At 48.5% G+C, this 12594-nt stretch carries 8 protein-coding genes; 7 read left to right on the forward strand and 1 reads right to left on the reverse strand.

The window, feature by feature from the left end; translation table 11 throughout:
- Positions 1-92 precede the first annotated feature (92 nt).
- From AC3WU2_RS00825 to AC3WU2_RS00835, 3 genes are all read left to right on the forward strand, one after another.
- Positions 93-3320, forward strand: coding sequence for a discoidin domain-containing protein (locus AC3WU2_RS00825; RefSeq protein ID WP_492450468.1), 3228 nt, complete (start codon positions 93-95; stop codon positions 3318-3320).
- 158 nt (positions 3321-3478) lie between these two features.
- Positions 3479-4504, forward strand: coding sequence for an ROK family protein (locus AC3WU2_RS00830; protein WP_492450470.1), 1026 nt, complete (start codon positions 3479-3481; stop codon positions 4502-4504).
- 17 nt (positions 4505-4521) lie between these two features.
- Positions 4522-5748 (forward strand): MFS transporter, encoded by a 1227-nt coding sequence (locus AC3WU2_RS00835; protein ID WP_492450472.1) that lies wholly within the window; start codon positions 4522-4524, stop codon positions 5746-5748.
- A 101-nt stretch (positions 5749-5849) separates the two neighbouring features.
- Here the strand turns inward: AC3WU2_RS00835 and AC3WU2_RS00840 are convergent, their stop codons facing one another.
- Positions 5850-6833 (reverse strand): LacI family DNA-binding transcriptional regulator, encoded by a 984-nt coding sequence (locus tag AC3WU2_RS00840; RefSeq protein ID WP_492452130.1) that lies wholly within the window; start codon positions 6831-6833, stop codon positions 5850-5852.
- A gap of 254 nt (positions 6834-7087) precedes the next feature.
- On the opposite strand from AC3WU2_RS00840, the gene rihC reads away from it, so the two are divergent.
- The 4 genes from rihC (at position 7088) to AC3WU2_RS00860 (ending at position 12535) form a co-directional block, all read left to right on the forward strand.
- A complete protein-coding gene (rihC, locus tag AC3WU2_RS00845) occupies positions 7088-8011 on the forward strand; it encodes a ribonucleoside hydrolase RihC (protein ID WP_492450474.1) in 924 nt (307 codons plus the stop codon).
- Positions 8012-8041: 30 nt separating this feature from the next.
- Positions 8042-8968 carry a ribokinase gene (gene rbsK, locus AC3WU2_RS00850; protein ID WP_492450476.1) on the forward strand — a complete coding sequence of 309 codons (927 nt, stop codon included), beginning with the start codon at positions 8042-8044 and terminating at the stop codon, positions 8966-8968.
- 169 nt (positions 8969-9137) lie between these two features.
- The gene (locus AC3WU2_RS00855; RefSeq protein ID WP_492450478.1) at positions 9138-10877 is read left to right on the forward strand and encodes a sensor histidine kinase; all 1740 of its coding nucleotides are present in this window, start codon (positions 9138-9140) and stop codon (positions 10875-10877) included.
- A gap of 2 nt (positions 10878-10879) precedes the next feature.
- Positions 10880-12535: a response regulator gene (locus tag AC3WU2_RS00860; protein ID WP_492450480.1), complete on the forward strand. Its 1656-nt coding sequence runs from the start codon at positions 10880-10882 to the stop codon at positions 12533-12535.
- Positions 12536-12594 lie beyond the last annotated feature (59 nt).

Consider the following 12594-nt stretch of genomic DNA (forward strand, 5'->3'; position numbering starts at 1 on the left):
CGTCTGGTCTGATTCGTATTTTACATTCGAAAGCATTACTGCAGAAGCAAGATAAACAAGTATGAAACATGAATTTATCGCGGGAGGTAGTTATGTTCAGAAAAGCGTTATCCATCATGTTGGCTGTCAGTTTATGTATTGGCTTTCTTCTTGTAAAATCGCCTAAGGCTCAAGCTGCGGGGAACACGTATTATGTATCAACAACGGGCAGCGATACCAATTCCGGCACACAGGAGAGTCCATTCCGATCGATTCAAAAGGCATCGAGTGTCATGGTAGCAGGCGATTCCTGTGTCATCCGAAGCGGTACCTATCATGAATCCATCATTCCGATGAATAACGGTACAGCGACTTCGCCGATCACGTATAAGGCCTTCTCGGGCGAAGTGGTCACGATAAGCGGCAGCGATCCGGTAACAGGTTGGACGAAGGATACGGGCAGCGTCTACAAGGCGTCCATGAATTGGAACCTAGGGGATGAGAACCAAGTATTTGTCAACGGAGAAATGATGCGTTTGGCGCAGTATCCCAACTGGACGAATGATGCGGATGTGTTTAATGTAGGATGGGCCTCCATGCAGAGTGGTACGGCAACGTCTATTACCGATACGGCGCTAAATAAGCCTGACAATTATTGGGTCGGAGCAACGGTGATTGTTAAGGGATGGTGGTCAACGCAATCGGCGAAAATAAATAGCTCCAGCGGTTCGACCATCAAATTTGATAAGCTTCCATGGTCCGACGTGTACACGAATCCAGGTGGTGGCGTGAAATATATGATCGCCGGCATCAAAGGGCAGCTTGATCGGCAGAAGGAATGGTATTACGACAGTGCTGCGTCAACATTATATCTCTCTGCACCAGGCGGCGTGGATCCCAATACACTAGACGTGGAGGCCAAGAAGAGAAAATACGCTTTTGATCTGACGGGACGTTCTTATATCACGATCGAGGGCGTTCAGTTAATAGGCGCAAGTATAACGACGAAGGATGCAGATCACATCATGATCAAAGGCATCAAGGCGGAATATCTGTCGCATACCATTGGTCTACAAAAGGCGTATTCCTATGATGATACAGGGATCGACTTGTCGGGAAGCTATAACACGATCAGAGACAGCGAAATCAAATATAGCTCAGGAAACGGCGTCGTGATCAGAGGGACGAATAATAATGTTATTAATAACCTCATTCATGATACGGATTATATGGGAACGTATAATGCGAGTGTTGCTCTAGCCGGTGGCAAAAAGCACTTGGTGTCCTACAATACGCTCTATAACACCGGTAGAAGCATTATCGGCGGGGAGAAATTTACGGAATCTATTATTGAATACAACGATATCTCACGTACGGGGAAATTAAGCTATGATCTTGGGGGCATCTATTTTGCCCGTGTCGATGGAGCAAATACAGAAATACGGAACAATTGGATCCATGACATGGACAGTCAGTCGTGCACAAGCTGCGAACTAGGCGTATATGTGGATTCGAATACACATGGCTTCTTAATCCATCATAATACCGTGTGGAATGCGGAGACCGGCCTTTATATTGGTGGGCGTGCCGACAACAATTTCATCTACCTAAACCAAACGAAACCCAAGATCATCGTGAATACAGGCGACTACAAGTACAACAACGAAGTTAGCAGTAATATCGTTGAAGGCGGAGTCTCCTTCCAAAACGGCGCTTCGTCAGGGATCAGCGCGTTTACGGCTGATAATATCGCCACAGGCTATAACCAGACACAATATGGAACGGCTGGTCACAATTTTACCAACCCGCCAGACCCGATATTTACACATGCGTTGCCTGAATATAGCAATCGTGCCCTGAACTATGGCTTCGAAGCTGACCTTGATGGGTGGGTTCTTACAGGCAACAAGGATGTTACATACCACTTTGCCCCAATGCTTAACCTGGGCGACCAGTTTGCGACGACGCGAACGGCGGACGGTTCTGCGAAGTTTGGCGCCGGACAGAACGGCATCGAACAGGTGATCACTGGCTTGCAGCCAAATACGACCTATGAGTATTCGGGATGGGCGAAGGTTGCATCCGGCGAAGAGGCATGGCTAGGGGTTAAAGATTATGGCGGAGCGGATCGGCATACGGTCGTCACCGATACAAGCAACGGCTGGAAGCATGTGATGATTCAATTTACGACAGGCGTGAATGCGACGAGCGTAACGATGTATATGTTGAAAAACTCAACCGGCTCAGGCGTTGTATATGGTGATGACATCGGTCTGCGAAAAGTCAGACCATCGGAGCTGCCAGACCCGAACTTGATCCCGCAGTCGCAGATGACGGCAACAGCGACAAGCGAGGAAACGGTGGGAGAGAATTCTTCCGCTTCCAAAGCGATCGACGGCGATCCTTCAACCATGTGGCACACGAAGTGGGATAAATCCGATAAGCTGCCGCAATCGATCACCTTGAATCTAGGCGGTACTTACAACATTAACAAGCTGACTTACTTGCCAAGACAAGTGGATAAGAACGGGATTTTTACCGCATTTAACGTGTATGTCAGTACAGATGGCACAACCTTTACTAAGGTTTTAAGCGGAACGTGGGCAAGCGATAATACCTTGAAGACGGCGACATTTGCGGCAGTGTCTGCCAAGTATATCAAGCTGGAAGCAACGGCAGCTTTCAACGGCTGGGCGTCGGCAGCGGAGATCAACGTTTTTAAAGATCCTACGCCGCCAGCGGTACAGAAGCAATCGGTATTAGCAGGACCGGACAAGGTGAATGCGGGTGAGACGTTCACCGTTCGTGCCGGGTTCAAAGGGGTTGCCGAGCAGGTGTACGCCGAGGACTTGGAGCTGACATTTGACCCGAATTTGATGGAGGTAGCCTTGGTGAAGGCATTGACCGACAGCGTCAAAATCGTCGATTACAAGGTGACAGGGAATCAATTGCGCATTATTGCAGCAAACGTAGGGGCGGAACATGCGATGACTGGTGAAGCGCAAGTGGCGGAAATCAGCTTCAAAGCGAAGCCGGTAGAGCAGGATACAACCGGAACGATCGGGATTGCACATGCTGTGCTCGGAGATGCGGAAGGGAAAGAAACGGATACGGGCGCAGCAACGCTAACAATTCAGGTGCTTGCGCAGCAGACCGGCACGTCTGGAGACCTAAATGGTGACGGCAAAGTCAGCATCGGGGATTTGGCAATTCTAGCAGCACATTATGGCATAACGGCGCAAAGTCCAGATTGGAATAAAGTCAAAGCGGCCGACTTCAACCGCGACGGCAAGATCGATATTAGTGATCTGGCAGCGCTGGCAAGTAAGATCATCGAATAAATCTACGAGTTAATAAACACTAACGATTAAGGCGCCGAAGCGATTCGGCGCCTGTTGGTGTTCTCCCGTTTTCCGCTTGACAATTTTTGCAGAATCCCATACATTGGAGAGACTTATTAAAATACTTTTATAAAGTGTTTTCGAAACGAGGTGTGACGGTGAAAAACATAGGCGGCAATGCCATGGTGATCAAAGAAGTGAACATGAATCTCGTTCGTAAAGCGTTAAAAGCCGAACGGGAAGCGACCAAACAGCAGATAGCCAGCATCACGGGCCTTAGCGCAGTTACGGTTGGAACGGTCTTGCAGCAATTGCTACAAACATCGGAAGTGCTGGAGTCAGAACTGTGCGCTTCGGGCGGGGGAAGACCTGCGCAGCGATACAAATATAACGGCGATTATGCCTATATTCTGACGCTGTTTCCATATGAGACGGGAGGGCGGATTCTGATGCGCAGCACCGTTGTGAATCTTCTCGGTACCATCATTCATGAAGGAGCAGAAGACGTCGCGCAAGTGGATGTGGCATGCTTCGAACGTATCATCGATACATTGATCGCATCTTACCCTGCGATTCGTGCGCTGGGGATCGGGCTGCCTGGGGCGGAATGGAAAGGGAGAATCGTCATTTCTGACTATAAAGCTTTGTTAGGTGTCTCGATGGTAGAGCACTTCAAGGAACGATACAGCATGCCTGTCATTATGGAGAATGACGTCAATGCTGCTGTGGTTGGTTATTGCGAACGTGCGCAAATCCATTCCGATGAAGCTGTCGCCTATCTCTACTTCCCGGATCGGTTCCCGCCAGGCGCAGGGATCTTCATCAACGGACAGCTGTTCAAGGGGAGAAGGAACTTTGCTGGCGAAGTCGCGAATATCCCGCTCAATATCCCTTGGGGGGAGCACGCCTTCATCTCTTCTTCGGTGCAAGTGGAGCAGGCAATCGTTCAATTAATCGTCTCCATTTGCGCGGTCATTAACCCCGATCGTGTCGTGCTATACGGCAGCATCGTGAATCAGGGAAGTGGAAGCAGAATCGCTGAACGGTGTAGTTCTGAACTGCCTGTAAGCGCAGTGCCAGAGGTGATCGTATCGGAAGATTTTACAGCTGATTACTTGGAGGGAATGGTTGCACGGACGCTAGCGACGCTCGAGCCGAGCATCAAGTTATCTAGACACGAATAAATAAGGGGCGAGATTTGGTGGCAACGTTATTTTTGATTATCATTTATTTATCTTTTATCAGCCTAGGGTTACCGGATTCATTGCTTGGCGCTGCTTGGCCGGTCATGCAAGCTGAGTACGGGGCCGCGTTCGGTATGGCGGGCGTGATCTCGATTATTATTGCCGCAGGGACGATTGTCTCTAGCCTAGTGAGCGGTATGCTCTTGAAGCGGCTTGGAACGGGCAAGATCACGTTAATCAGCTGCTTGATGACGGCGGGCGCATTACTGGGCTTTTACTTTGCGCCTTCGATTGGTTGGTTAATGATACTCGCCTTACCGCTCGGACTAGGGGCGGGTTCCGTCGATGCGGCGCTTAATCAGTATGTCGCGCTGCATTATCAAGCGCATCATATGAGCTGGCTGCATTGCTTCTGGGGCGTAGGAGCGACCATGGGTCCGATCATTATGTCTGGATTTATTCGCCAAGACGATTTATGGCGGAGCGGATATTTGACCGTTGCGAGCATTCAATTTGCGCTCGTTATTTTGCTATTCGTGACGCTGCCGCTATGGAAACGAATGGAGAAAGTTCATACCCATGCGGCGAGTGAAGAGTTGCTGTCGCCTGAGCTGGAGGCAAGCGCGAGCATTCCTACGATGCGGTTGAAGGGTGTAAAGCTCACCTTAATGACCTTCCTCTTCTATTGCGGTGCGGAAGCTAGCGTAGGCTTATGGGGCAGCAGCTTCCTGGTGAACGTCAAGGATGTGTCCGCTGCCGTGGCGGCGCAATGGGTATCCATGTATTACGGCGGCATTACGATCGGGCGGTTGATCACGGGATTCGTCACGTTAAAAGTGAGCCATCGCGTCTTGATCCGCAGTGGATTGTTAACGGCGCTGGCTGGCGTTTTTCTGCTTATTCTGCCGTTACCTCCCTTCTTCTCGCTGATCGGCTTTATGCTGGTAGGTTTAGGCTTTGCGCCGATCTATCCTTGCATGCTGCACGCCACCCCGGAACGATTCGGTAAAGAACATACGCAGAAGCTGATGGGTTATCAGATGGCTGTAGCCTATACGGGTACGACGTTGCTGCCGCCGACGCTCGGCTTGATCGCTTCGCAGACGACGGTTGCGATCCTCCCGATATTCGTCGCTATTTATGTCGTATGCATGCTATTTGGCTCTGAACAAGTCAATCGGATCATGAAGCAGCGTGCGGTTCGTGCGAAGGCGGATGTAAGTAAATATTCGATAAACAACTGAACATTTTGATCGCAAAGCAGCCTTGGTTCGATACCCGTATCGAACCAAGGCTGCTTTGTCTTATTATCAATCTTTAACTCGATAATTCCATCACTTTGATCCTAGTACGAACGCGTCGTTCCCCGCTGAATCAGCTCGACCTCCAGCATGTGATTCACCTCGTCCAAAGGCTGCTGCTCGATTTTCTTGATCAGAATACGAGCGGCGAGCATCCCCATCTCAAAGATCGGCTGCGATACGGTCGACAGCTCCGGATAGACCATTTCCGCCAGCGGAATGCCGTCATAACCAATGACCTGTACTTGGTCCGGCACGCGGATGCCACGCTCCTGCAGCGCACGCAGCGCGCCAATTGCCATCATGTCATTGCCCGCGAATATCCCGTCAATGTCTGGATGCGCATCGAACAGTTTATTCACAGCTTCGATGGCTGCCTTCAGCTGGAAGTTCCCGTTCACGACCAGCTTCGGCGTGAACCATGGCAGATCTTCTACCAGATCCAGATAGCCTTGGCAGCGTTCCTCCGCAATCCAGATCCCTTTAGGGCCACGTATATGCGCAATTTTGGTACATCTCTGCCGCAAAAGGGCCTGCACAGCTAAGTGAGCCCCTTCCCGATTTTTCGAAGAGACGGTAGGAACAGAAGGCGAACTAACCCGGTCCACCGCGACCATAGGGACTTGCAATTGTTCGATTTCGTCTTCAGAAAGTGTATTGGAGGCCATAATAAACCCGTCGATATATTTTTGCTTCAGTGTCTGGATGTATTGGCGTTCGATCTTGGATGATTCATTGGTATTACACAGAATCGTCGTATATCCATACATTTGCGTGACCTTCTCCACGGCAAGCGCTAGTTCATTGAAGAAGGGGTTCGTGATATCCGGGACGAACAGCGCGATGGTTTTGGTAGATTTTTTGGATAAGCTGCGCGCGACGTCATTGGGGACATATTTTAACATTTCAATCGCTTTATGGACTTTCTGCACGGTATCTTCGTGGACGTAACCTTTCTGATTCAGGACGCGAGAAACCGTCGCCACGGAAACACCAGCGAGTTTAGAGACATCTCGAATCGTTGCGATTTTTCCTCAACTCCTTCGGTAATATGTAATCGATTAAGCATGATAAGTGCATCTATGGTACTGGTTACATAAAAACTATAGTGAATGCAGCTATTATACAACAATAATCACGTATTGACATTGCTTTCCTATTGAATTAACATGATATCGAAATAGGTAACCGGTTACACATTAGTTGATATTTTTTACAGATCTTTTGGGGAAGATATGTTGAATAGGTTCTATGACTTCAAATGGAGAGGATGCTGAGCAGCATGAACGTGAAGAGAATCCCTATTATTATTGACACGGACCCTGGAATTGATGATGCGGTAGCCATTGGCGTGGCCGTATACCATGAGGCGCTCGATGTTAAGCTTCTGACAACGGTCGCAGGGAATGTATCCGTTGACAAAACGACGAATAATGCCTTGAAGCTCGTTGAATTCTTCGGTTCAGATACACCGGTAGCGAAGGGGGCAGGACAGCCTTTGTGCATTCCTTACGAGGATGCAAGCGAAATTCATGGAGAGTCCGGTATGGACGGTTATGAATTTCCGGCGCCGAAGAAGAACATTCATCCGGAGCATGCGGTGAATGCGATTCGAGAGACGATTCTGAACAGCGAAGAGAAGGTTACACTCGTGCCGATTGGGCCTTTGACGAACATCGCCTTGTTCCTGGCCTTGTATCCGGAATGCAAATCCCGGATTGAGAGAATCGTATTAATGGGGGGATCCGCATCCGCAGGGAACCATAGTCCTACGGCAGAATATAACATTTTGGCAGATCCGGAAGCAGCGAAGATGGTCTTCGCATCGGGTCTGGATATTACGATGGTCGGATTGGATGTGACCAACCGAGCAACCTTAACGCCGGATAATGTCGTGGAGATTCGAGATCTGAATGAGACGGGTAAGATGCTGTATTCGATGTTCCAGCATTACCGTGGCGGCAGCTTGAAGACAGGACTTAAAATGCATGATCTATGCGCCATCGCTTATATTGTGAAGCCGGAGTTGTTCAAAACACAGAAATGCTTCGTTGACGTTGAAACCGCTGGTGCTTACACGGCAGGTACGACGATCGTAGACTTGATGAATCGTTATCAGAAAGAACCGAATGCAACGGTTTGTCTAGATATTGATGTGGATGCATTCCGCGCATGGGCGATTGAGTGTCTAGCAAAGGCTCGATAAGCATCATAGTGGATAGGAGTGATAGAGAAGATGAAAAAGATATGCATACTTGGCAGTATGAATATGGATTCCAGCTTGCTGCTGGAAGCTCTCCCGACAGAAGGAGAGACTGTATTTTCTTCTGGTAAACTGGTTGGCCCCGGGGGAAAAGGGTTCAATCAAGCGGTATCTGCAGCACGATTAGGAGCCGCTGTACAATTTATCGGGAAAATCGGGTCAGATGAGAATGGCCGACAGCTCGTATCCACCTTGCAGCAAGAAGGCATTCATACCGAGCATGTTCTTGTGGATCCAAATTTGCCGACAGGCGAAGCCCTGATTTTGTTCAGTAACCGCGGCAGCAACATGATTGTCGTCAGCGCTGGCTCGAATATGGGATTAACCACGCAGGACGTTGAACAATCCAGAGAGATTATCACCTCATCCGATGTTATTGTGGCGCAATTCGAAGTGCCGATGGAAGTGATTCAGTATGCTTTTGCGATTGCAAAGGCGGAGGGGAAAGTGACGGTGCTTAATCCTGCGCCAGCGAAGGAGATTCCGGTGGAACTGCTACAAGTGACGGATTTTCTCATCCCGAATGAAAGCGAGATGCATGTGATTACTGGCTGCGATACAAGTCGCGACGAAGCGATGGTACAAGGTGCAGCGACATTAATGCAGCAAGGCGTGGGATGTGTCATTGTCACGCTCGGTGAACGGGGCAGTATGATCTGTCATCCGGACGGCAACGTACCTATTCCTGCCGAGAAAGTTCAGGCGATTGATACGACGGCCGCAGGAGACAGCTTTATCGGTTCCTTCTGCACAAAACTGCAAGGGGACGATCCGTTGCAGATCGAGCATGTCGTCGAAGCGGTTCGGTTCGCAAGTAAGTTCTCGTCGATCGTGGTTCAGCGTAAAGGCGCGTTTCAATCCATTCCCTATGCTCATGAACTATCAGGAATGAATGACTAGAATTTGTATATCGTCAAAAAAAATCATACGTAAGCCATAAAAAGCAGGTACTCTGGGTTGGAGAGTGCCTGCTTTTTATGGTCATGGCGTAAAATTGGACAGAGACTTTTGGTAACACTTAGGTATAATGTTTATTGTATTTTTCATGTAACAAGAGGAGGTAATCATCATGCAGGTGCAGAGGAAACGGTTCACCATTTATCCCAAGCTGTTGATCGGGTTTCTGATCGCTATCTTACCCGTGTATATGTTAGGCATCTTTCTGAACCATCAGGTTGCCAATAGTCTGAGGGAGCATATATTGCAGTCGATGCAGACGAATGTCAATTTCTATTTGACCTCATTGACCGATGAGATTCGGAAAATAGATAAGTATAAGCAGTCCCTGATCGTCGATGAGGATGTCATGACGCTGGGGACGGTAGCGCCAGCCTTGTCGGAGAATGAGCTTCGGGAATCCATCTTGCGCTTGGAGCGAAAGTTGAACTTGTTCAAGGATTCCAGCTCTTATATTGCGGATGTTACCTTCTATATCCCATCCATCGACAAACGAATTAAGCCGAGTACCTATGCGGAGGGCGTTCCAATGGATCAACTCCTCCAAATTCGGTCTCAGATGCGTCATCAATTGTCGCCGTTATTGTGGTGGAATGGCAAAATTTTATTGAATTCTTATTTTCCTGAGTCACCCTTATCGGATCGTCCTCCGGCGTTCATGATCGAAATTGAGCTCGATCAAAATATGATTCGCAAGGATTTGGCCAATGTCGTAGATCAGGGCGGCGCATTGCTCTATTTGCATGACAGCAACAACGTTATCTTGAATAATCAAATTCAGTCGCTTACCCAAGAGCTGCAGTTGTTAGTGTCGCGTGAGATCGAGAGCAGCAGTCGCAACGACATTCTGAAATATGATGGACAGCGGTATTTGGTATCGCTACAGAAGTCTCAAGACTATGAGATGACGCTTGCGATCTATACACCTGAAGCGTTTATCATGAGCGATTTTGACAAGTTTAACGCGCTGTTCTGGATTTTATTTATCGTATCCGTCATCGTGATTGTTCTCTTCTCGTATTGGATTCTCAAAACGATTCGCAATCCGCTGCGCAAGATGGTCACCGCCTTCCGGCGGGTGGAGCAAGGGGACTTGACCATTCGCACCTCGCAGGGGAGCAACGATGAATTCAGTGATTTATCCGATCAGTTCAATAAGATGGTCAAGCAGCTGCAATCACTAATTCAAGAAGTCTATGAACAGCAAATTCGCAGCCAACAATCCGAGCTGAAGCAGCTGCAGTCCCAGATCAATCCTCATTTTTTATACAATAGCTTTTTTATTCTGCATCAATTAATCGAATTCGAGGATATCGACAAAGCGAAGGAGTTCGTCAGTTATTTGGGTCATTATTTTCAATTCATTACTCGGGATGCCAAATCGGAATTGCCGTTAAGTCAAGAAATCAAGCATGCGGAAGCTTATATCAATATCCAATCGATGCGATTCGGCGACCGAATCCAAGTTGCGTTCGAACCGATCCAAGTCCCAACGGATTTCTTATTTGTACCGCGCTTAATTTTGCAGCCGATCATCGAGAATGCCTATACGCATGGGTTGGAATCGAAGCCATCGGGAGCCATCTTGCGCATATCGAACCAAGTAGAGGGTCAGATGCTGCAGCTTCGCTTCGAAGACAACGGCAGCTTGTTAACGGATGAAGAGCTGGGGCAGCTAACGGATAAACTTGCCATGGACAATTCGTTCGGCATCGAGACGACCGGAATCATTAACGTGCATCGACGGCTTCAGATTAAGTTCGGCGCAGGTTCCGGACTCACCGTCTATCGCAATGATATGGGCGGACTAGGCGTATTCATGCAAATTCCATTATCGAAAGAGGTTGAGTAAGGATGTATCGCATATTAATCGTGGATGACGAACCGTTGATTTTGAATGGACTAGTTGAATTATGCAATCGTGTGACAGAGATAGAATTAGAGATCTATGCGGCGGCCACCTCGCAAGAAGCGCTGGATTGGTTAGGACGCACGAAGGTGGATATTGTGCTCTCCGATATTCGCATGCCCGGGATGAGCGGACTGGAGCTGCACCAGGAAATTATGAAGCAATGGCCGAAATGCAAGGTCATCTTCTTAACGGGCTATAGCGATTTTGCGTATGTTCAGCAAGCCATTCGCCAGGGCAGCGTCGATTATATTCTGAAGACGGAGGGGAATGCCAAAATTAAGGAATCCATTCTTCGCGCGGCCACTTCCTTAGAGGAGGAGCGGTTCATGGATTCGCTTTTCGTTCAAGCCAAGCAGCAGAAGATGCTGGCGCTTCCTTATCTTCAGCAGCAATACATGCGTGAAATCTTACAGGGGGACCCTGCAACGATCGCATCGATCGACGACAAATTCGAAGAGTTACACATCAAGCTATCCGCTGATACGCCTTGTCTTCTCCTGATCGTGCGCATTGACGACTGGGGCGAGATTCATAGTGCGACGGATCGCGCATTAATCTATTTTGCGCTCGATAATATCGCTAACGAATTGCTAATGCCGATGGCGAGATCCCTGTCGATGAAATATGAGAAGAACAAATTGGCCTGGTTCCTTCAACCTGCTGAAGCTGAGCCGACAACGGAAGGATGGACGAGAACAATTCTATTCGTAAGAGGCATGCTGGAAGAAATTCAACAGACATGCTTGAAGCTGCTGAAGCGTCCCATTTCACTTGCGCTCGCGACGGATGCCGTCGAATGGACGTCGCTGCCTCAGAAATTCGATCTGCTCAACCTTCTGTTCCATAGCGGACTTGGAATTGGCAAAGAGCTTATTCTGCTCGAGCCGAACAGAAACGCTAAAGACGAAGATCGATCCATTGAGGCGAGACTCTCCTCGGTTCACTTGCACAAAATCGAGTATTTGAAAGCTTGCATGGAGAACGGACACGAAGAGCCCTTTTTCGATACGCTCGATGAATTGTTGTCCGTTGCTTCAATGGCGGGACCTTTTCCAAGCGGCGTTCAGCTGGAATTGTATTTCTTGCTGGTGTCGGTTCTGCTGCCTCACAGCCTGATGGATTCGGACAACGACGCGAAGTCAGAGCGGGATTTGGGCAAATTTACGCAGATGGAACGCTTTGAAACATGGCACCAGATCTGTGAAGAATTCATTCTAACGGCAAGAAGAATTTTCGAGCAGAAGCAGGTTGGTATGAATGTGCAGGAGCATGAGTTGATCCGCAAGATTCAGAATTATATCACGACCCATATATCCGGCGACGTCTCGCTAACGAAAATTGGCGAAGTTGTCGGGCACAATCCTTCGTATCTGTCGAGGCTGTATAAGAAGCTGACGGGGCAAGGGCTATTGACATATATCAATGACGTGAGACTGGAAAAATCGAAAACGATGCTTGAGCAGGATCGTCTCAAGGTGCACGAAATCGCGACGGAGCTGGGCTTTTTGTCATCGCAATATTTTCATCGTTTCTTCAAAAAAGCTACAAATCTCACACCTCAAGAGTATCGGGAACTCAAAAGAGATCAAAAGGAGTAAATAAAAGATACAAATGTAATGAACGGAAACTAGTTGGCTGTCCCATGCGGATTTTATAA

The organism is Paenibacillus sp. EB106-05-06-XG162 (assembly GCF_058791655.1).

What these genes read in the sequence shown, in the direction of transcription:
- AC3WU2_RS00825 (WP_492450468.1), top strand. Translation starts at nt 93, where the DNA reads ATGTTCAGAAAAGCGTTATCCATCATGTTGGCTGTCAGTTTATGTATT.
- rihC (WP_492450474.1), top strand. Translation starts at nt 7,088, where the DNA reads ATGAACGTGAAGAGAATCCCTATTATTATTGACACGGACCCTGGAATT.
- rbsK (WP_492450476.1), top strand. Translation starts at nt 8,042, where the DNA reads ATGAAAAAGATATGCATACTTGGCAGTATGAATATGGATTCCAGCTTG.
- AC3WU2_RS00855 (WP_492450478.1), top strand. Translation starts at nt 9,138, where the DNA reads ATGCAGGTGCAGAGGAAACGGTTCACCATTTATCCCAAGCTGTTGATC.
- AC3WU2_RS00860 (WP_492450480.1), top strand. Translation starts at nt 10,880, where the DNA reads ATGTATCGCATATTAATCGTGGATGACGAACCGTTGATTTTGAATGGA.